The following is a 20,368-nucleotide window of genomic DNA, read 5'->3' as shown; positions in this document are numbered from 1 at the left end:
GTCTCCTGCCGGGCCGATGCCTTTTGCTCGACAACCGCTACCGCCACTGCACGGCCGTCGATGACCGGCCTTGGATGAAAGAAGTTAAACATTGATTCCTTCTATGAATAGCAACCGCGGAAGGGGTGAAGACATCACGGTGGCTGGCGGATGGGCCGGATCAGGCCCCGGCCGGCGAACCCAGCTGCCCTTCACGCGCGTTCGCGGCCTCGCGGCGGCCATGGGCACGGATCACTGCCGGGACCACGCTCAGGGGCAAACCGATATGGATGAGTATCAGCCACCATAGACTCTGGGTCCAGGCGTAGGCGATCGTGAAGATGAAGGCCGAGATGACGGAAGCGGCAAGCTGCTTCGGGCTTGTGTAGCCATGTCCGATGCCATAGGCCAGGGCGGAAGCAATGACCGCCAGGGGCAGGCCAGTGAGCGGCGTCAGCAGCAGGAGCAGGAAGCCGCGATAGAGCACTTCCCAGCCGGCCGTCATGACCAGCATGCTTGCCCCGAATGCCAGGGCTTCGGCCCGGTTCCGTGGCCAGGGCATCGATGCGTTCAGCATCTTGCGTTCGTCCTCGGCACGTGCCTGCGGCGTCTTGCGACGCTCGATCAGCTTGCCGGCAACGACCAGGCCGGCCAGCAGGAGCACTGCACCCGCCAGGCCCCAGGCGCCGGCACGCGAGAGTGGAAGATCAAAGCCGAGCTGGCGCGGGGTGTAGCCTGCCTGCCAGGCGCCGACCCAGAGCAGGCCCAGCAAGGCCAGCGAGTGCCAGCTCATGGTCCAATAGCGGCGTAGCAACGGACGCGGCGGCCGGTCTTTCTTCGGGCGCAGCGAGCGCCAGAGATTCAGCGCGGGGAAGACGAGCAGCAGGAACAGCGCCAGCAGATTGTTCAACATGTGCAGAAAGCAGCCGGGCCGCCGCGGACAAAGCCGCCGGACCGGTCGCGAAACGATAGGTCGGGCGAGCATAGCACCGTCCCGGCGCACAAAAAGTCACCAATTCCCACCGCGGACCGGTGCGGCACCGCAACCTGGCCTGCACGCCCCTTCCCTACACCTCGACCGGCGCCGGCACCGCCTGGCTGACCCGGTTGCGCCCCGCCTCCTTGGCCGCGCGCAGGGCGTCGTCGGCGCGCTGGAACAGGGTCACGGTGCTGTCTTCCGGACGGATCACGGTGACGCCGAAGCTGGCGGTCATGGCGATCATGGCGCGCTCGCTCTTGACCGGCGAGCTGGCGATCGCCGCCCGGATGCGCTCGGCCACCAGGGTCGCCTCGTCGAGCCTGGTGCGCGGCAGCAGGATCGCGAACTCGACGCCCACCAGGCGCCCCACCAGGTCGGAGTCGCGCAGCTGGCGCTTGCACAGTTCCACCACGTGGCGCAGCACGGCGTCGCCGGCCGGGTGGCCGTAGCCGTCGTTGACGCGCTTGAACTGGTCGAGGTCGAGCACCACCAGGGCGGTGGGCAGGCCGGGGCGGCGCGCCAGCGCCATCCAGGGCGCCAGCGCGTTGAAGAAGCCGCGCCGGTTCGGCACGTCGGTGAGCGGGTCGACCACTTCGAGGCGCGCCAGTTCGCGGCCGGCACGTTCGCGCCCCAGCAGCAGCATGCCGAAGGCGTTGACCAGCATCAGGAGGTAGAGCGCGGCGCTGGAGAGCTGGTGCAGCAGATCGCTCGAGAGCCAGCGCCAGCCGCCCGGCAGCAGCAGGACCGACAGGCCGCGCGCCGCCACCAGCAGTGCCAGCACGCCGGTGACCAGGGCCAGGAAGCGCCGCAGCAGGCTGGCCTGGCGCCAGCCTGCGCCGAGCGCCGCCGCGACGTTCAGGTACAGGGCGCCGAGCAGCAGCGAAGCGGCGAGGCTGCGCAAGCCTTGCTCGTCGATCAGGTAACAGACGAAAAACACCCCGATCGCCAGGCCGGCCGCCAGCATCGTGGGACGGCGCCAGCCGTCGTGGCCGGCCTCTTGCCAGGAGGCGCCGGCCTCGACGGCGACGCCCGCGAGCAGCAGCGCATAGCCGCCCGGCAGCGCCAGCAACTCGGGCACGACGCCTGCGCCGCCCAGAGCCAGCAGGGTCCAGGCGCCGGCCTGGATCTGTTTCGACAATGACCAGGCGCCGAGCGCCGGCGGGCGGGCGGGCCCGTGGTCGAAGAAGGTCAGCAGCGCGCACAGGGTCAGGTTGCCCAAGGCCAACACCAGCACCATCGTGGTCGCGTCCAGGTTCGTCATGGGTTCGGTCCCGCCTCAGTATTCGTGTTCGACCAGGGTCGTGCCGTCGCCAACCTTGCTGGCCCAGGCGCGGCTGAAATAGTCCTGTTCTTCGGCGCTGGGCGGCGCATGCCAGAACACGATCAGCGTGCCCTTGTGGTCGTGCAGCTGGGTCAGCTTGTCGACGAAGCCGGCATTGCCCGCGCTGTCGGCCAGGCCCATCACGTAGCCGTAGACGCGCTGCAGGCGCTCGAGACGGTCGGGCTCGGTCTGGGCATTGGTGGCGGTGATGGAAGGATGGTCCAGGAACATGGGGCAGTCCTATTGTTCGGATGGTCAGCTTATCAGAAAGCGATGCCGCTGAACAAGCCAAAGGGGGCCGGCGCCCCCTCGGGCCGGGAGCTCCACTATACTGGCACCATGCCCCCGCCCGAGTTTCCTCCGTCCCGGCAAGTGCCGCCTGCGCCGATCGTCTCCACCCGGGGCGACCGCCGTACGCTGGAATTCACGCCCGGCGACATCCAGAGCGAAATGCGCCTGTCGCGTCCGAGCGCGCTGGTCCTGCCCTATGCGCGCGCCATGATGTGCTTCGCCCTGCTGGCGCCGCGTCCGCGCCACATCGTCATGGTCGGCCTCGGCGGCGGTTCGCTGGCAAAATTTTGTCATCGCCACTTTCCGCAGGCCCGCATCACCGTGCTGGAGCTGCGGGCCGACGTGATTGCGCTGCGCCAGCAGTTCCAGGTGCCGCCCGACGACGCGCGGCTGCGGGTGCTGCACTGCGATGCGGCCGACTGGCTGGCGCGCTCGGATACCGCCATTGCCGACGTGTTGCTGGTGGACGGCTTCGACGCCGCCGGCCTGCCCCCTGCCCTGTCGAGCGCGGCCTTTTATGCCGACTGCCGGCGCGCCTTGCGACCCGGCGGCGTACTGGCGGCTAATATCTTCACCTATGATCCCGACTATGTATCTGCGGTGCAACGTTTACGCGCAGCCTTCGACAGCCACGCCTGTTGGCTGTCTGGCATCGCCGGCAACAACCAGATCCTGTTTGCACAGCGCCCGATGCACAAGGGCGCGGGCGCCGGCCAGGGCCTGCGACTACTGCGCGATACGCTCGGCAACCGCGGCCTCGGTGCGGCCCTGCTCAACCGCCTGCTGGCCCGCCTGGTGGTTGGATGCCTGTCAAGACGACAAGGCTGAGGCGGCTTCGCGGCATGCAACATCGGTAAGTACGCGCGACATTTTGTTTGCCGAACCGCCTGCGGATGTGACACACTTCGCGTATTGATGCCTGCTGGCAAGTCTTGCTCACGGATATATTCTGGAATCTCCATGCCGCTTCGCCTGCCCCTGTCGCTGACTCTCGCGGCAGCCCTCACGCTCGGGGGCGGCCTTGCCGCGTCCGGCGCCCTGTTCCTGGGGGTGAGCCACCTCGAGTACGACAATATGGCGCTCGAGTTCGCCCAGCGCGCCGACGAGCGCGTGGCGGCGGTGCGCCAGGGCATCGACCAGGCGGTCGAAGTGCTGACCGTGACCAACCAGTTGTTCGCACGCGGCGAGCCGGTCAGTCGCGAACAGTTCCGCGACTTCACCGCGGCCCTGCTGCAGCGCCACCGCTACATCCAGGCGTTTAATTTCCACCGCATCGTGCCGGGCGAAGCGCGCGCCGCCGTCGAACGCGAACTGCAGCGGGTCCGGCCGGGCACCGTGTTCACCGAACTGACGCCCAAGGGCCTGGTCGCGGCGCCCCAGCGGGCCCGCTACCACATCGTCGATTTCATCGAACCGATGGCCGGCAACGAACGCGCCTTCGGCCTGAACATTACCCAGAACGCCCAGGTGATGAGCGCACTGGCGCTGGCCCGCGCCGACGGCCGCGCCGCCGCGACCGACCTGCTCCAGCTGGCTCAGGACGAACGCCAGCAGCCGGCTTTCGAACTGATCATGCCGGTGTTCGACCGCCAGGGCATGCTCGCGGGCGACACCGCGGTGGTGATCCGCGGGCCCGAACTGGTACGCGCTTCGCTCGCCAATACCGGCCTGCTCGACCCGCGCGACAACACCAGCGACATCTTCGTCTCGGTCTACGCCGGCGAGCTTGCCAGCCCTGGCAACCTGATGTTCTCCACCGGCGAAACCGGCAGGCCAGGCGACAGCTGGCTGGCCGGCTTCCTGGCGCCCGGCCATGCCGGGCATGGCAGCAGGCTGCTTCGCATTGCCGGCAAGCCATGGCGGATCGAGGTGGCCAGCGCCCCGCGTCCCTTCCTGCAGGACCACATGGCCTCGAGCGCCCTGCTGGTGGGCGGCATCCTGATGACCCTGCTGGGCACGGCCTTCGTGCAAGCCTCCGGCCAGCGCGCCCGCAAGGTGCAGCAACTGGTGCGCCAGCGCACCGCCGACCTGCGCCGCACCAACCGCCGCCTGGTCGAGGACATGGCGGCGCGCGAGCGCGCCGAGCGCGCCCTGCAACAGAGCGAGCAGCGCTTCCGCCAGCTGGTATCGATGTCCTCGGACTGGTACTGGGAACAGGACCGCGAGCTGCGTTTCACCATGGTCACCGGCGGCTTCACCGAAAAGGCCGGCCTCGCGGTGGAAACCGTGCTCGGCAAAACGCGCTGGGAATACGTCCCCGCGCTGCTCGATACCGAGGTCGGGCGCGCCCACATGGCGCAAGTGAAGGCGCACGAACCCTTCGCCAACCTCGAATACAAGGTCGTCGACGAGCATGGCGATACCCGCTGGTTCTGCGTCAACGGCCAGCCGGTGTTCGACGACGCCGGCGCGCTGGCGGGCTACCGCGGCACCGGCAGCGACATCACCGAACGCAAACTCACCGAACAGCGCGTGCACCACGTGGCCCAGCACGACGTGCTCACCGGCCTGCCCAACCGCTCGCTGCTGCAGGACCGCCTCGGCCAGGCGATCGCCTACGCCAACCGCAGCGGGCGCCCGATGTGGGTGATGCTGATCGACCTGGATCGCTTCAAGTTCGTCAACGACTCGATGGGTCACAAGGCCGGCGACGTGCTCCTGATGACGGTGGCGGCCCGCCTGACCGGCTCGCTGCGCGACACCGACACCGTGGCGCGCCTGTCCGGCGACGAGTTCGTGGTGATCCTGTCGGAGCAGCACGACGAGCCCTTGTGCGCCGAGATCGTGCAGCGCGTGATGGATTCGGTGGCCCAGCCGGTCATGCTCGGCACCAAGGAATTCTTCGTGACCTGCTCGATCGGCGTGGCCGTGTACCCGAGCGAAGGCACGCCGGCCGACAGCCTGATCGAGCACGCCGACATCGCGATGTACAGCGCCAAGAAACTGGGGCGCAACAACTTCCAGTTCTACACCCCGGCCATGAACGAGGAATCGCTGGAGCGCGTGCGCATCGAAAGCGCGCTGCGCAACGCCCTCGAGCGCAACGAATTCGTACTGCACTACCAACCGCAGGTGGACCTGAAGACGGGCCAGATCGTCGGCATGGAAGCGCTGATCCGCTGGAAACATCCGGAACTGGGCATGGTGCCTCCGAGCCGCTTCATCGGCATCGCCGAGGAAACCGGCCTGATCGTCCAAATCGGCGCCTGGGTGATGCGCACCGCCTGCGCCCAGAACAAGGCCTGGCAGGATGCCGGCCTGGGCCGACTGCGGGTGGCGGTGAACCTGTCGGCGCGCCAGTTCGGCGCGGCCGACCTGATCGCCAGCCTGGAATCGGTCCTGGTCGACACCATGCTCGACCCGAGCTGCCTCGAGATCGAGCTGACCGAAAGCCTGTTCATGAGCGACGTGACGCCGGCCGTGGAACTGCTGCACCGCATGAAGTCGCTGGGCGTGAACCTGTCGATCGACGATTTCGGCACCGGCTACTCGAGCCTGTCCTACCTGTCGCGCTTCCCGATCGACGTGCTCAAGATCGACCGCTCCTTCGTTGCCGACATCACCCACGATGCCAACGACGCCGCGATCGTGACCTCGATCATTGCGCTGGCCCACAACCTGAAGCTGGCCGTGATCGCGGAAGGCGTCGAAACCGCCGAGCAACTCGACTACCTGCGCAGCCATGGTTGCGACGAAATGCAGGGCTATTTCTTCAGCAAGCCTTTGGCGGCCGAGGAATTCAGGCAGTTGCTGGTACAGGGTCGCGCCTTGCCCCCGCCGCGCCACAAGATGACGGAAACGACGCCGGCGATACCGATGAAAGCCGGCGCGCAGTCAGTTCCGGCTTGATCTAGCGCAATATCTGGACACATTCAGCAAATTAGCTGCCTTGCCGACATTTATTTGTGGCTATTTCAACATTGTTAGCCTTAAAATAGCCGTGTCTCTTTAGCAACCCCAGACATACGGATATTTATGATAATCAATGATAGCGCTGAGTTGACGGCCCTGACCGCGAGCGCGGGCAGCGCGGGCGACGCCAGGATCAAGCGGCAGCGCACCGACATCCGCACACGCGACCTGGTCAACCAGGCGGTGGCCTCGGTCCCGACCCTCGGACTGCAACGCGCGGCGGAATTCCTGGCGACGATGAACGTGCCGGCCGAAGTGGCGGTAAGGGTGCTGGTGTATCCGAATCGCCGCCGCGCCAACTAGGCGCAGCAAGGGAGCGCACCCACCAAGCGCACCAGTCAGGCGCGCCGCACGCCCGAGGCGGCGGCGTTCGCTGGCGACGGCAGCGCCTCAACGGCGCTGTTGCTGTTGCTGGCGCGTGATGTCGTCCAGCGTTTCGCGGCCCTTGTCGGTCAGGGCATAGCCGCCTTCCTCGAGCGGTGCGATATGCGACTTGAGGCTCAGGAAGCGGCCCACGTCGCCGTCGACCGGCGCCTGCGGATCGCCGGCCAGCGCCGTCAGGGTGTTCACGCAGCGGCGCAGGAACAGCACCTGCTGTCCTTTTTCAGTCAGCACGATACGCCCGTCGCGGGTGTATTCGAGCATCTTCAATCCCGACAGGCGCTTGGCATTGCGTCCCACGCAGGCGCCCGCGCTGTCGCGCTTGACGCCGCGGCGTACCAGTTCGAGGGCGTCGTATTCGTCCGTTGTCAGTTGTTCGTTCTTCATTTTGCTTTCTTTTCGGGCAGGGCGCGTCATGGTACCGGGCGCGCCGCCCTAGAGCAAGCCTCAGCGCAATGCGCGCAGGGCCAGCCAGCCGAGGCCGGCACCGGCCGCAGCACCCAGCACCAGCACCAGGCGGGCCCGGCCCGAGTAAAACAGCCGCCCGCGGCCCAGGTAGATCGTGTCGTACAAGGTATGGCCCATGGTCTCCTCCAGCGTCGCGTCCGTTCTCGTTCCGGCCATTATAGGCAGGCAAAAGTGTCAGGAGCATGACGTGGATCGGGCGGGCCGCCGGCAGCGTGCCTGCCGCGCGCCGACGCCCGGGTGGCCCTGCTAGGATCGTCCTATCGTTTAACCACTGGAGTAGACCATGAACCACCCGACCCGCCAAGTCGATCCCGCCGCGAAAGGCGGCAATGTGTTCCACGAAGCAGACATCGGCAGCGGTGAGAAATCGCCTGGAGAACTGGAAACCGAAGCAATGATCCGCGAGATTCCCCCGCTGCCGCCATCGGGAGCCCAGCCCAGCCAGGGATCCTCCGGCGCCCCGGACGAGGCCCGCGGCTAGCCACCCACTCGACGCCGGCCCATCGCGGCCGGTCACCTCCCGGCACGGCTGCCGGCAGCCGCTTCCGGCAGCCGCTTCGGGCAGCCACTTCCGGCATCCACTTCCACCATTGCCAAACGCACAGCCCGCCCGCACGCGGACTGCGGCGGGCGGGGCAAGCTTCGGCAAGGACAGGGATCAATCTGCCCGGATAGGGGGCTCGGGCAAACGCGGGTCTCCGACCGGCGCGTTGACCGGATCGGGCACGTCGTCCGGCACCGGGGGGCGCGGATCGGGCGCCGGGGTCGGGTCGGGCTGATCCGGTTCAGGGGTACTGTGGGCGTGCACGGGGGATGAACCGTGCAGCTTGTTCTCTTGTGCAAGCGTAGTCATGGTCAGCCTCTCGGGTTGGATATGAACCGGACCCGTCGGGTCCGGCGGCACGGAGGGCGGCGCCCCCCGTGCGTTCACTCAGCCATGATGTTTCTGCTTCGCGCCGCCGCCGGCACCTTCGTGCTTGCCCGCCTTGACGTTCGACATGTGGTTGTGGCTGCTCTTGTCGGTATTCTGGCCAGCGCGTTGCTTGGCCATTTCTTCTTCGGACAGGTGGTCCGATTGCTTGTTGGTCTCGTTACCACCGGATTTCGATTGGCTCATTGCATCCTCCTTGTTGACGTGATTGCATGTAGATGCAGCCTAGCATGGATGCGCATGCCGGGTTTTTCAATCGTGCGGGCGCACGCTGGATCGGACCCGGCATCCTCGGTATAGTGGCAGCTCAACTATTTCAAGTCCGATCATGCACCTTCGTCCGCACCTCCGTCCGCTCCTGCTGGCCGCCCTGTTCGCAGGCGGCATCCACGCCGCATCCGCCGCCACCCCCATGATACTGGCCGACTACCTCGCCCTGTCCGGCCCGGCGCCGACCGCCCGCCTCTCCTATGGCGAGGCGCCCTCGCAATATGCGGAGCTGTTCCTGCCGTCCGGCAGCGGCCCGTTCCCGGTGGCCGTGCTGGTGCACGGCGGCTGCTGGACCAGCAAGTTCGGCGGCATCACCCAACTGCGCAACATGGCCGGGGCGCTGGCGGCACGCGGCATCGCGGTCTGGAACGTCGAGTACCGGCGCACCGACGAAGCGGGCGGCGGCTATCCCGGCACCTACCAGGACATGCAGGCCGCGCTCGCGCTGCTGGCGGCCCAGGCGGCGCACTACCCGCTCGACCTCGAGCGGCTGGTGGCGGTCGGGCACTCGGCCGGCGGCCAGCTGGTGCAGTGGCTGGCGGGGCGCGAACGCATCCCGACCGGCAGCCCGCTGTATCGCACCGGGCAGCTGAAGGTGCCGGCCGTGGTCAGCCTGGGCGGCCTGGCCGACCTGCGCAACGAGGCAACATTGATCAAGTCCAGCTGCGGGCGCGACACCGCCGAACTGGCCGGCACGCCCGGTCCCGGACGGCCCGACGTCTTCGTCGATACCAATGCGGCGGAGTTGATGCCCAATGGCAGCCGCACCTGGCTGGTCACCGGCGAGCTGGACACGATTTCACCGCCGCGCGTGGCGCGGGACTATGCGGCGCGCGCACACAAGGCGGGCGACCATGCCGAGGTGGTGATCCTGCCGGGCGCCAGCCACTACGACGAAGCCGCCGCCAGCTCGCATGCTTGGGCGCAAGTGCTGGCGGTGATCGAGCGCGCGCTCGGCCGTCCCTCCCCCTAGGGAAGCCGGCGCGCCAGCGGCGCCTCGATCTCGAGCGCGCCGCGCGCCACCGCCACGCAGGGCAGGATCCAGCCTTCGCGCTTTTCCTCGAAAGACAGGCCCGGCCACTCGGTCAGGTGAGCCGCCGCGCCGCTCTTCACACGGCAGATGCAGGTGCGGCAACTGCCGTTGCGGCAGGAACTGGGCAGGTCGATGCCCGCCGCTTCGCAGGCATGGAGGATGCTAGTGTCCGGGTCCGCCTCGACGGCGAAACCGGCAGGCTGGAGCACGATGGTATGGCGGGTCATGGGGCGATTGTAGCCTGCATTCGGTCGAGCCCGGCCAGGTCGCTTGAGTTCGTTCTCGCACAGACCCACCGCCGGGCGACGCCTACTCTGGGCTTTCCAAAAGCTAGACTTGCAGGAAACTATCATGAGTAAATTGCACGCACTTCCCCTCTGCGCCGCCCTGCTGGGCGCCCTTCCCCTGGCCCAGGCACAGCAGTCCCCGGCCCCGGCGCCGCAGGCCAGCCCTGCTGCGGCTCAGCCCGCCGCCGAGGCCGGCGCAGCGCTCAGCCCGGCTGATGCCAGAAAGGCAGAATTCGAACGCAACCTGCGGGCCCAGGTCCTGCTCGACCGCGCCAACCTCTCGCCGGGCGAGATCGACGGGGCCTACGGTTCCAATATGCGGCAGGCCTTGAACACCTTCCAGGCGATGCGCAAGCTGCCGGTGAGCGGCAAGCTGGACGAGGCCACCTGGAACGCCCTGAACACCGACAACAGCCCGCATCTGGTGACCTATACGCTGGTCGAAGCCGATGTGGCCGGGCCCTTCCGTGCGGTGCCGGACGACATGATGGACAAGGCCAAGCTGCCCGAACTGGGGTACGAAAACGTGCTCGAAGGCCTGGGCGAGAAGTTCCATGCCAAGCCCGCCATGCTGGACGCCCTGAACCCGGGCAAGGATTTCAGCCGCGCCGGCGAGCAGATCATGGTGCCCAACGTGCACGGCAAGCAGCCGCTGCCGAAGGCGGCGAAGATCGTGGTCAAGGAAGGCCCCAAGGTGCTGCAATTGTTCGACGCCGGCGGCGCCCTGCTCGCCCAGTACCCGGTATCGACCGGCAGCGCCAACGACCCGCTGCCGATCGGCACCTGGAAAGTCAACGGCGTGCACGCCAACCCGACCTATCACTACAACCCGAAGCTGTTCTGGGACGCCGAACCGGGAGACAAGAAGGCCAAGGTGCCGCCTGGACCGAACAACCCGGTCGGCGTGGTCTGGATCGACCTGTCCAAGGAACACTACGGGATCCACGGCACGCCGGTGCCGGCCCACGTCGGCAAGACCGAGTCGCACGGCTGCATCCGCCTGACCAACTGGAGCGCCGCCGAAGTGGCGGGTGCGGTCAGCGCAGGGCTCGAGGTCGAACTGGAAAGCTGACACCCACGACAAGCCGACGGAGGATGACATGAAATGGCTGATGAGCTTCGTGCTCGGCGTGCTGGTCGGCGCCGGCGGACTGTTCGTTCTGTTGCGCGCCGTGCCCGACGACCCGGCGCCGGCGGTGGCGAGGACGGAGGCGCCGGCCGGCGTGCCGGCTGCGCAGATCGATCCGCAGTTGCCCGGCCCGCCGATGGTGCAGGCCGACCTCAGCGACGTCGAACTGCCCCTGCGGCCGTCTTCCGGCCCGGCCACGGCTGGCGCGACCACGAGCACGGCGCAGGCCCCGGCCGATGCCGCCGCCGCCGCCGTCCACGGCAAGCTCCTGGTGCCGGTGCAGGGCCTGAAGCTCGCCGGCCTGAGCGACACCTATGAGCAGCCGCGCGGCACGCAGCGCCAGCACGAAGCCCTGGACATCATGGCGCCGAAAGGCACGCCGGTGCTGGCCGCCGCCGACGGCAAGGTGGCCAAGCTGTTCGCCAGCAAGCCGGGCGGCACCACCCTGTACCAGTTCGACCCGAGCGAGAAATACGCCTACTACTACGCCCACCTGGACCGCTACGCCGACGGCATCGAGGAAGGCATGGACCTCAAGCGCGGCGACGTGATCGGCTATGTCGGCGTGACCGGCAACGCCGCCCCGAACGCGCCGCACCTGCATTTCGCGGTGTTCGAGCTGACGCCCGAGAAGCTGTGGTGGAAAGGGACGCCGATCAATCCCTATCCACTGATGTCGGACCGCCAGGCCGTCGCGGCTCAATAGGGCGAGGCGACCGCGCCCGGCTCGTCCACGTCGGCGCCGACATTGATGGCGGCATAGGCGCGCCGCACGGCCACTGCCTCCCGGCTCTCCTTGCCGTACAGCTCTTCGGCCGCCTCGATCATCCTGGCGCGCGCATCGGCGTAGTTGGTGGACGAGGTGAACTTGGTCGTATTCGCATGGAACCAGATGCGGAAGGCCTTGTCGGTGCCGATGCCGGTCATCGCCTTGGGCTGCTTGACCAGGTATTTGCTGTAATAGTCGCCCGCGCTGTCATCGCGCGAGCCCCGTGCCAGGAAGTAGAACATGCGGTTGTTCGGACCGCTGCTGTAGTGCACATCGAGGCGCCGCAGCGACGTGCTCCAGGCGTCCGGGCTGTTGCCGTCCTTGCTGGGGCGGTGCATCCAGCGCAGCGGCGTGGCGTTGCGGCTGATTTCGGTCCCCAGTTGCCAGTCGTTGCCTTCGTCCGGAAAGCTGTCGCCCTTGCCGCCGGCGCGCGCGTAGGCTTCCACCACCTCGCCGGCGATGTCCGAACTGGATTCGTTCAAGCCGCCCGATTCGCCCGAATAGATCAGGTTCGAGGTGGCCGCGGTGACGCCGTGGCCCATCTCGTGGCCGATGACGTCGATCGCGCCCAGGCTCGTGAAATAGCTGCCGTCGCCGATGAACATGCAGCGGCAGGTGTCGCTGTAGTAGGCGTTGTCATAGCCGCGGTTGACGTGGGCGGCAATGTAGGTGGCCGTGTCCTTGCCGTCCAGCGAGAGCCAGCCCAGCACATTCTTGTGCGCGTCGTAGGTGTTCATCAGGCCCCACATGGCGTTGACCGCCGCCGTCTGCCCGTTCGCGCCGGTGGTGCTGCCGCCCTCCACGAACTGCTTGCCGTCGCCCCAGACATTGGTGGCGTTGGTATAGACCTTGCCGGCGCTGGTGCCGTTGTTGGCATTGGTGATCGCCATCGCGCCAAAGGTGCCGCCCTTGCCGCGCTCGGGGTCGAGCATCTGGTAGCTGCCCTTGCTCAGCGTGGTGCTGACCGGGACCTCGCCGCTGTACTGGCTTCTTCCCACCCCGATCACGGTCTGCAGCATGTTCCACTGGTCGAGCACGGCGGCGTCGCGCGCGCTGACGATCGTGTCGAAATACACCGGCTGCTCGCCCAGGCGCATGCGGGTGCGTACCAGGTAGGCCAGTTCATAGCGCTCCACCACGTCCTGCACGTCGAGCGCGTTCAGCTCCGCTTCTTCCTTGGCGCCGGCCCCGACCACGCGCTGCATGCGCATCACCGGGTAGATCAGCAGTTCGGCGCCCGGCTTGACCACGTGCACCGCATTCTGTCCCAGGGTCGGCGCCAGCGAGGCCAGCGCGGCCGCGATTGCGGCCTTGCCGTTGATCTGCGGCTGGACGGAGAAGCTCGCGGTCAGCGCGCCCAGGCGGTTGGCGCTTCCCACGCCCAGGTCCTGGCGGCGCTCGGAGGCGGATTCGGACAGCACCTTCGCCGACTTGTCGAGCACCACGACCGAATCGGAGCCGAACACGCGCAGGCCCTTCCAGGTGTGGGCGGCGCGCAGGATCTGGGTGCCGTTGGCGCCCGGATGGTAGGCGGTGATCCGGTAGTGGTGGTCGGCGTCCAGGCCCTTGGCCTGGCGCTGTGCCAGCAACTGGGCCAGGACGGAAGACCTGGCCTTGGCGCTCAGGCTGGCCGGCGGGCTCATCGTCGGCGCGGCCGGCGCGCAATACGGCAGGAGCAACAAGGCGGCGCCGAGCAGCGCTGCCGGGAAAGTGGTGTGCGTTGTCATCTCGTCTCCGTCCGGGAACCGCGGCCCCCTTGGGCCGCCCATCGGACAGTTTGGACGAGCTCAGCAGAAAGTATTTGCTTGAGCGCAACTCTACTGCGCGCAGGGGACAGAAATGCGAAGCGGACGCCGAAGCGTCCGCCTGCCGGTCAAGCTTCGATCAGAAGCCGCGGTTCCAGCTCAGCGCCAGCGTGCGGCCGCGGCCGGCGTAGGTGGCGTTGACATCCACCGCGGAGGCCGACTGCGAGTAGTAGCCGACGTAGTACTTGTCGAACAGGTTCTCCAGGCTCAGGCCGATGCGTCCGTAGGCGGTCTCCCAGGTCGCGGCGACATCGACCAGGGTGTAGCCCTTGAAGTGCTCTTCCAGCTTGCTGGTGCCGACCCGGCGTCCGATGTTGATGTCGCGGTCGCGCAGGTGGGTGGCCTGCAGGCGCAACTGGGCCTGGGGCTGGAACTTCCAGTTGGCGCCCAGCACCGCCTTGTCCGGACCTTGCGAACGGGCGCCGAGGTCGAGGTCCATCGGCGCGCCCTGGGTGGCCGCGGTCTTGCCGTCGGTGGTGGCCCAGGTGCCGAACACGCTCACCTCCCTGGTCGGGCGCCACTCGGCATTCGCTTCCCAGCCCTTGACCGTGGTCGGCACCCGCTCGACCAGGCCGATGCCGGCTGCGGTAATGCGGATCACGCTGCCGAGCTTGGAGCGCGAGTCGTAGCGCGACAGGCCGAACTGGCCCTGCCGGCCGCGCCAATTGATGCCGACTTCATTGTTGCGGGTAATGATCGGCTGCAGGCTGATCAGGCTCGAGACCGACTGGTTCGGCAGGGTCACGCCGCGCAGCACCAGGCCGGCGTCGGGCAGCCCGAAGCCTTCCGAACTGCCGACGAAGGCCGACCATCCGGGGGCGAAACGCCACACGGCGCCGATGTTTTTCACCGACTTCGAGAACTCGGCCGAACCGCCCTCGACACTGCGGCTGCCGTAGGCGGCCAGGGTGGTGTAGGTATCGACCTCGAGTTTCGCGTCTTCGTAGCGCAGGCCGCCGCGCACGGTCACCGGGCCGAATTCGTATTCGAGCTGGGCGAACGGCGCCAGCGAACGGAACTTCAGCTCGGGCACCCAGGTACGGCCGGTGGCCGCCAGGCGCTGTTGGGTGTGATCTTTCAGCCAGTCGAGGCCGGCGGTCAGCTCCAGGCCCTGCACCAGCAGGTCCGGGCGCACCCAGGTGACCCGCGCGCCCAGCTTGTCGGCCACGACTTCCGACTGGTCGTACAGGCTGCCGGCAGGGGCGATGCGCACGTCCTGGAAAGTGGCGGTCTTGGTGGCGCCGTACAGCGACGAAAAATCGTGGCTGAACAGCTGCGCGCTCAGGCTGCCGCCGGCCAGGTCGGCGTGGCGGTAGTCGATGCTGGCGCTGCGCACCTTGTTGCGTGGCGGCATGCCAGGCGGCGTGCCGGGCACGGAACTGGTCGGGACGCCCTCGGCCAGTACGCCCGGCTCGCTGCGGTAGTCGCCGTCGCCCTGCAGGTCGAAGCGGTTCAGGCTGAGCTGCAGGCGTTGGGCGCCGAAGGACTTGCCGATCTTCAGGAACAGGTCATTGCCGCGCGAATCCATGGTGTCGCCCTGCACCGCGTCCAGGCCGATGCGGCGGCCATGGCCGTCGTAGCCCATGCCGCGCCGCTGCACGCTGGCATAGGCCAGCATGTCGAAGGCTTCCGACTTGTGGCTCACGGTCAGGCCGGTTTTCCAGTCCAGGCTGTCGGACTCGAACTGGCTCGACAGGCGGGTGTTGAGCGTATAGGTGGTGCCCGGGGTGCGCGGGGTCTTGGTGATGTAGTTGATGATGCCGCCGGTGGCGCCCATGCCCTGCATCGCCGAGGCGCCGTTGATCACTTCGATGCGTTCGATGATGGCGCTATCGGCAAAATACCCTTCGCGCATGCCGGCCCGCAGCGGGTTCGATTGCGGGATGCCGTCGAACAGGATCAGCGGCTGGCGGCCGCGCAGCGATTCGCCGGTCGAGGTCATTTTCTGGCGGCTCGGCGCATAGCCCGGCACATAGGTGGCCAGGGCTTGCGACGGATCGTCCGCGATCAGGTATTGGGTCGCCAGTTCCTGCTGGGTGATCACCGAGACCGCGCCCGGGATCTTGTCCACGGCCTTGGCGGTGCGGGTGGCGGTGACGACCACCGAGGCGAGGTCCTGTTCCTTCTCGGCGTCGCGCTGCTGTTCCTGGGCGGCGGCAGGCGCCATGGCCATCAGCATGCAGGCGGTGGCAACGGCGGCGGGCAGGGTCTTGAGCGGCTTGATCGGCGTCTTGTTGTTCATGGATGTGGGATAGACTTACTCAACAGGAATTCCTGAATGATAATCGTTATCATATAAGAGAGCAAGATCGAGAATCATTCTCATTTCGGTTATCATTCAGCGCATGAAACCGCTCATCCGTACCGTTCACCTCTGGGCCGGCCTGATTTTCGGCACCATCCTGGTCCTGCAAGGCCTCACCGGCACTGTCATCGGCTGGCGCCATGAGCTCGACGCCTGGCTCAATCCGGGCCTGCTGCAGGTGGCGCCGCCCGTGGGCGCGGTGGCCGGTGCGCAGGCGCGCCCCACGCCGGCGCAGGTGGCCGCGGTGGCTGCCCGCCTGGCGAACGATCAGCGCTACGGGCGGCCCGATACCCTGTTCCTGCCGGAAGTGCATGGGGATGTTTACGTGGCATGGTACCGGCCGGAAAAACCGTCGTCGAACTGGACGCAGGGCGTGACGCGCCAGGTCATGGTCGACCCGGGCAGCCTGGCGGTGCTGGGCGAACGCAACTGGGGCGAAGCCGGCCTGTCGCGGCCGCTCCTGATGCCGACCCTGTTCCACCTGCACCGCTACCTGATGCTCGGCGACGCCGGCAAGCTGGTGATTGCGGTGCAGGGCCTGGCCCTGGTGCTGCTCACCCTGACCGGGATCGTGGTGTGGTGGCCGACACTGACCCTGTCGGCGTTCTGGCATGCGATCACGGTGCGCCGTGGGGCCAACTGGCCGAAGTTCAGCTTCCAGCTGCACCGCGCGGCCGGCTTCTACGTGGCGCCGGTGCTGCTGGTACTGGGCTTCTCGGGGGTGTATTTCAATATGCCGGACTGGGTCACGCCGGCGATTCGCGCGGCCGCGCCGCTGACAAAACACGACAAGCTGGTCAACGCCAGCCCGCAGGACGCGCCGCGCATCGACGCGGGCGCCGCGATGGCGGCGGCGCAGGCGCGCTACCCCGAGGGCCGGGTGTCGCGCATCGGCATGCCGGCCAAGCCGGAGCAGCCCTACGAAGTGCGGGTGCGCCAGCCGGGCGAACTGCGCCGAGGCCCGGGCGCCACCCGCGTCAGCGTGGACGCCGGCAGCGGCGCGGTGCTGCGCGCGATCGATCCGTTGGCAGCGCGCGGCGGCGACTGGTTGGTCGGCACCTTGTACCCGCTGCATACCGGCGAAGCCTTCGGCGCGGCCGGACGCATCCTGGTCAGCGTGGTGGGCCTGAGCCCCCTGCTCTTCTTCATCACCGGCCTGGTGGTCTGGATCAAGTTCCGCCGCAAGCCGGCCAAGCGCAAGAGGCCGGCCGTGGCCGTGGCCGCGGCGGCCGGCAAGCGGCCAGCGCCGCGCGCGCCCCAGCCGGCATTGGGTGCCGACGGGGCAGGCGGGCTGGACGACAGGGTCGAGCGCGCCTAGCGGTAGTAGCGTTCGCCGTAGCGGTCGCCGTCGTGTCGGCTGTCCCCGCGGTCGCGGCGCTTCATCAGGTACACCGCCGTGCCGACCACCGCCGCGGTGATCGCCACCTTCTTCGCCAGCCCGGCCGGGTTGTGCTTCATTTCGGCCTTGATGCCCATCTCGCCCAGGATGTTGGGAACATGCCCGCGCGCCAGGTCTTCCGCGATGCCTTCGACCACGTTGATGCGGTCGGCCAGCAACAGCAGCATCCAGTGCCGCAGGTCGTTCTCGGTGGACTTGAAGGCCAGGCGCCGGATCATGCCCGACAGCCCCGAGGGCGGCTGGGCGGTGCCGAAGATCGGCGTGATGCCGGGCCGCTCGGGCGAGACCAGCACCTCGACGGTTTCCGGCTGCTGCGGCGGATCGCCCGGCTTGGCGTCGATGAAGCGCGGCGGGGTGCGCTCCATCGGCACCGCCGGACGGTTCTTGCGGTCGAGGTCGGCGCCCCAGCCCTGGATGTGCGAGAGCGCTTCGCGCGACGGACGGCGCGGTTCCAGGTGGCCTTGCGACGGGTGCATCTGCAGGTGGCCATGCTGGTGATCGTGGCCGTGATGGTGATGCGCGGTGTCTTCCTTGCGTGTTTCCATGTTTGCTCCTTAGTGCGTGGCGCTGGCCGTGACCGCGCGCACCTGGTTGGCGCTCGGCGGGATCAGGATGGGCTTGATGCAGTTGTCGAGCTTGCTCGAGAAGATATGGTAGGCGTCGCCCACCTCTTCGAGCGGAATGCGGTGCGTGATGATCTGTTTCGGATCGATGCGGCCGGCGCGGATGTGCTCGATCAAGCGCGGCAGGTGGCGCTTGACGCTGGCCTGGTTCATGCGCAGGGTCAGGCCCTTGTTGACCGCGTTACCGATCGGAACCGCGTTGAAGGTCGGTCCGTAGACGCCGACGATCGACACGTTGCCGCCCTTGCGCGCCGAATTGATGCACCAGTGCAGCACGGTCGCCGCGCCGGCCTGGGCTTTCATGAGGCGCCCGGTGATGGTCTGGGTCAGGTTGCCCGAAGCGTCGCAGCCGACCGCGTCGATGCAGACGTCGGCGCCCATCCAGTCGGTCATCTTCTTGATGTGCAGGGCCATGTCCTTCACTTCGAGGAAGTTCACGGTCTCGCACTGCGCAAAGCGCTTGACGAACTCGAGCCGGTAATCGACGCAGTCGACCACGATCACGCGCCCGGCGCCCATCAGCCAGGCCGACTTGGCCGCGAAGATGCCGACCGGGCCGGCGCCGAACACCACCACGGTGTCGCCTTCGGCGATGTCGCCCATCTCGGCGGCCTGGTAGCCGGTCGGCAGCGCGTCGGTCAGCAGCACGGCGTCGTCGTCATGGATGTCGTCGGGAATCAGGTAGGGACCGACGTCGGCCATCGGAACGCGTACGTACTCGGCCTGGCCGCCGTCGTAGCCGCCCGCGGTATGCGAGTAGCCGTAGATGCCGCCGACCGCGGTCGCTTCCGGATTCGTGTTGTGGCAATTGCCGAACAATTCGCGCTGGCAGTAGAAGCAGGAACCGCAGAACAGGTTGAAGGGCACCAGCACCCGGTCGCCGACCTTCAGGTTCTGCACGCCGGAACCGATGTCCTCGACCACGCCGATGAACTCGTGACCAAAGGTATGGCCGACGCGGGTGTCGGGCACCATGCCATGGTAGAGGTGCAGGTCCGAGCCGCAGATGCAGGAGCGGGTGACGCGCACGATGGCGTCACCGGGGTGCTCGATGACAGGGTCGGGCTTGTGATCGGCACGGACGCGATAGGGTCCGCGGTAGTTCATTGCCAGCATAACTCCTCCTCGATGATGTTCACAACGGGTTCAGGTCGCCCGCCTGCTCGACGGGCTGCGTGGCCACACGTTATGTCAGAACGCTAAGGATTGCGATACGCGCACGGAAACGAACAGGGCGTTTTGGCGGCGTTTCGAGGCTGCTGCACGCTCAACGGGAATTTGTCCTACATGGCCACGATATTGCCGATCACAGCTGGCGCGCCTCGAAGGTATTGCACCCCTCGACGCTGCCGGTCTCCAGGCCGCGCGTGAACCAGCGCACCCGCTGGGCCGAGCTGCCGTGGGTAAACGAATCCGGCACCACGGTGCCCTGCGAGCGGCGTTGCAGGGCGTCGTCGCCGATCGCGGTGGCGGCGGCCAGGGCGGTTTCGACGTCCCCTTTCTCGAGGATCTGCTCGCGCTGGTTGGTACGGTTGGCCCACAGGCCGGCAAAGCAGTCGGCCTGCAGTTCCAGGCGCACCGACAAGGCGTTGGCTTCGCCTTCGGAAGCGCGCTGCTGGGCGTTGTGGACCTGGTCCGAAATACCGAGCAGGTTCTGGACGTGGTGGCCGACCTCGTGCGCGATCACGTAGGCTTGGGCGAATTCGCCGGCCACCTTGAAGCGCTGCTCCATCAGGCGGAAGAAATCGAGGTCGATGTAGACGCGCTGGTCTGCCGGGCAATAGAACGGGCCGGTCGCGCTGCGCCCGGTGCCGCAGGCGGTCTGGACGCCCCCCTCGAACAGGGTCAGGATGGTGGGCTGGTATTGCGCGCCCTGGGCGCTGAACACCTGCGCCCAGACGTCTTCGGTGTAGGCCAGCGTGGTTTTCACGAACTGGGTCTCGCGGTCGTTCGCGGGCGCGCGCTGCCCCTGCTGGCCCTGCTGCACCGCAACCGGCCCGCCGCCGCCGCCGAGGATGACGCTCGGATCGATGCCGAACAGCGCGCTGCCGATGAGCGCGATGACCAGCGTCCCGATGCCCACCGTCTTGCCGCCGAAGCCGCCGAAACCGCCGCCGCCGCGGCGGTCGTCCACGTTGTCGCTCTGTCGATCACCTTCCCATTTCATCGCGGCCCTCCTCGTCGTTCGTCATTGGCCGGTCAACGTCCCGGCTGCCGTTTCAGGTTGCCGGTGTCGACGCGCTCGCGCGCATCCTTCAGCCGGAATTCCTCTTCCATTGCCGCCAGGCCGCTGCGCTCGTCGTCGTGCAGCGCACGCTCGCGGTGCTCGCGCGCGAGTTCGCGCTCGATCCGGCCCTGCGGTCGTTCGCTTCGATCCCTGCCTGCCATTCCTCGCCCCTTGTTGTCAGCTCTCCTGCAGGCCAGTATGGCCAGCGGCGGCGGCGCGGACTGTTCGCATATTCACATAGCAGTGGCAATTTCCTGTG

At 67.6% G+C, this 20,368-nt stretch carries 21 protein-coding genes; 8 read left to right on the top strand and 13 right to left on the bottom strand.

What is annotated here, in order from left to right; genetic code table 11:
* Positions 1-160: 160 nt before the first annotated feature.
* From IM543_10005 to IM543_09995, 3 genes are all read right to left on the bottom strand, one after another.
* Entirely contained in the window at positions 161-892 is a 732-nt protein-coding gene (locus IM543_10005; GenBank protein QOY96125.1) for a CPBP family intramembrane metalloprotease, read from the bottom strand.
* Between the two features lie 154 nt (positions 893-1,046).
* Complete coding sequence (locus IM543_10000) at positions 1,047-2,219, bottom strand: GGDEF domain-containing protein (GenBank protein ID QOY96124.1); 1,173 nt, start codon at positions 2,217-2,219, stop codon at positions 1,047-1,049.
* A gap of 15 nt (positions 2,220-2,234) precedes the next feature.
* A complete protein-coding gene (locus IM543_09995; protein ID QOY96123.1) occupies positions 2,235-2,510 on the bottom strand; it encodes a hypothetical protein in 276 nt (91 codons plus the stop codon).
* A 108-nt stretch (positions 2,511-2,618) separates the two neighbouring features.
* Here IM543_09995 and IM543_09990 point away from each other — a divergent pair, with 108 nt between their 5' ends.
* The 3 genes from IM543_09990 (at position 2,619) to IM543_09980 (ending at position 6,785) form a co-directional block, all read left to right on the top strand.
* Positions 2,619-3,398: a fused MFS/spermidine synthase gene (locus tag IM543_09990; GenBank protein QOY96122.1), complete on the top strand. Its 780-nt coding sequence runs from the start codon at positions 2,619-2,621 to the stop codon at positions 3,396-3,398.
* A gap of 132 nt (positions 3,399-3,530) precedes the next feature.
* Positions 3,531-6,419 (top strand): EAL domain-containing protein, encoded by a 2,889-nt coding sequence (locus tag IM543_09985; protein QOY96121.1) that lies wholly within the window; start codon positions 3,531-3,533, stop codon positions 6,417-6,419.
* Between the two features lie 126 nt (positions 6,420-6,545).
* Positions 6,546-6,785 carry a hypothetical protein gene (locus IM543_09980; protein ID QOY96120.1) on the top strand — a complete coding sequence of 80 codons (240 nt, stop codon included), beginning with the start codon at positions 6,546-6,548 and terminating at the stop codon, positions 6,783-6,785.
* Between the two features lie 87 nt (positions 6,786-6,872).
* Here IM543_09980 and IM543_09975 read toward each other — a convergent pair whose 3' ends face one another.
* On the bottom strand, positions 6,873-7,250 hold the full coding sequence (locus IM543_09975; protein ID QOY96119.1) for a hypothetical protein: 378 nt from the start codon (positions 7,248-7,250) through the stop codon (positions 6,873-6,875).
* A 60-nt stretch (positions 7,251-7,310) separates the two neighbouring features.
* Positions 7,311-7,448: a hypothetical protein gene (locus IM543_09970; protein QOY96118.1), complete on the bottom strand. Its 138-nt coding sequence runs from the start codon at positions 7,446-7,448 to the stop codon at positions 7,311-7,313.
* A gap of 166 nt (positions 7,449-7,614) precedes the next feature.
* On the opposite strand from IM543_09970, the gene IM543_09965 reads away from it, so the two are divergent.
* Complete coding sequence (locus tag IM543_09965; GenBank protein QOY96117.1) at positions 7,615-7,812, top strand: hypothetical protein; 198 nt, start codon at positions 7,615-7,617, stop codon at positions 7,810-7,812.
* Positions 7,813-8,262: 450 nt separating this feature from the next.
* On the opposite strand, the gene IM543_09960 is transcribed toward IM543_09965, so the two are convergent.
* Positions 8,263-8,448 carry a hypothetical protein gene (locus IM543_09960; protein QOY96116.1) on the bottom strand — a complete coding sequence of 62 codons (186 nt, stop codon included), beginning with the start codon at positions 8,446-8,448 and terminating at the stop codon, positions 8,263-8,265.
* Between the two features lie 226 nt (positions 8,449-8,674).
* Between IM543_09960 and IM543_09955 the strand changes: the two genes are divergently transcribed.
* A complete protein-coding gene (locus IM543_09955) occupies positions 8,675-9,505 on the top strand; it encodes an alpha/beta hydrolase (protein ID QOY96611.1) in 831 nt (276 codons plus the stop codon).
* On the opposite strand, the gene IM543_09950 is transcribed toward IM543_09955, so the two are convergent.
* Positions 9,502-9,792: a 2Fe-2S iron-sulfur cluster binding domain-containing protein gene (locus tag IM543_09950; protein ID QOY96115.1), complete on the bottom strand. Its 291-nt coding sequence runs from the start codon at positions 9,790-9,792 to the stop codon at positions 9,502-9,504. The genes IM543_09955 and IM543_09950 overlap by 4 nt on opposite strands.
* A gap of 124 nt (positions 9,793-9,916) precedes the next feature.
* Between IM543_09950 and IM543_09945 the strand changes: the two genes are divergently transcribed.
* Complete coding sequence (locus IM543_09945; protein QOY96114.1) at positions 9,917-10,924, top strand: murein L,D-transpeptidase; 1,008 nt, start codon at positions 9,917-9,919, stop codon at positions 10,922-10,924.
* A 28-nt stretch (positions 10,925-10,952) separates the two neighbouring features.
* Entirely contained in the window at positions 10,953-11,687 is a 735-nt protein-coding gene (locus tag IM543_09940) for a M23 family metallopeptidase (protein ID QOY96113.1), read from the top strand.
* Here IM543_09940 and IM543_09935 read toward each other — a convergent pair.
* Both IM543_09935 and IM543_09930 read right to left on the bottom strand, forming a co-directional pair.
* Positions 11,681-13,477, bottom strand: coding sequence for a M4 family metallopeptidase (locus IM543_09935; GenBank protein QOY96112.1), 1,797 nt, complete (start codon positions 13,475-13,477; stop codon positions 11,681-11,683). The two genes, IM543_09940 and IM543_09935, sit on opposite strands and share 7 nt — an antisense overlap.
* A gap of 157 nt (positions 13,478-13,634) precedes the next feature.
* Positions 13,635-15,734: a TonB-dependent receptor gene (locus IM543_09930; GenBank protein ID QOY96610.1), complete on the bottom strand. Its 2,100-nt coding sequence runs from the start codon at positions 15,732-15,734 to the stop codon at positions 13,635-13,637.
* Between the two features lie 154 nt (positions 15,735-15,888).
* Between IM543_09930 and IM543_09925 the strand changes: the two genes are divergently transcribed.
* Positions 15,889-17,178: a PepSY domain-containing protein gene (locus IM543_09925; GenBank protein QOY96609.1), complete on the top strand. Its 1,290-nt coding sequence runs from the start codon at positions 15,889-15,891 to the stop codon at positions 17,176-17,178.
* Here the strand turns inward: IM543_09925 and IM543_09920 are convergent.
* The 4 genes from IM543_09920 to IM543_09905 all read right to left on the bottom strand — a co-directional run bounded on the left by IM543_09920 (position 17,175) and on the right by IM543_09905 (position 20,270).
* Entirely contained in the window at positions 17,175-17,804 is a 630-nt protein-coding gene (locus IM543_09920) for a hypothetical protein (GenBank protein ID QOY96111.1), read from the bottom strand. The two genes, IM543_09925 and IM543_09920, sit on opposite strands and share 4 nt — an antisense overlap.
* 9 nt (positions 17,805-17,813) lie before the next feature.
* A complete protein-coding gene (locus tag IM543_09915) occupies positions 17,814-18,998 on the bottom strand; it encodes a glutathione-dependent formaldehyde dehydrogenase (GenBank protein QOY96110.1) in 1,185 nt (394 codons plus the stop codon).
* Between the two features lie 190 nt (positions 18,999-19,188).
* The gene (locus tag IM543_09910; GenBank protein ID QOY96109.1) at positions 19,189-20,049 is read right to left on the bottom strand and encodes a neutral zinc metallopeptidase; all 861 of its coding nucleotides are present in this window, start codon (positions 20,047-20,049) and stop codon (positions 19,189-19,191) included.
* A gap of 32 nt (positions 20,050-20,081) precedes the next feature.
* The gene (locus IM543_09905; protein QOY96108.1) at positions 20,082-20,270 is read right to left on the bottom strand and encodes a hypothetical protein; all 189 of its coding nucleotides are present in this window, start codon (positions 20,268-20,270) and stop codon (positions 20,082-20,084) included.
* Positions 20,271-20,368 lie beyond the last annotated feature (98 nt).

The organism is Massilia sp. UMI-21 (genome assembly GCA_015277795.1).
Classification (GTDB): domain Bacteria; phylum Pseudomonadota; class Gammaproteobacteria; order Burkholderiales; family Burkholderiaceae_D; genus Telluria.
Note: the sequence above shows the minus strand (reverse complement) of the source record. Positions and strands in the feature narration are given on the sequence as shown.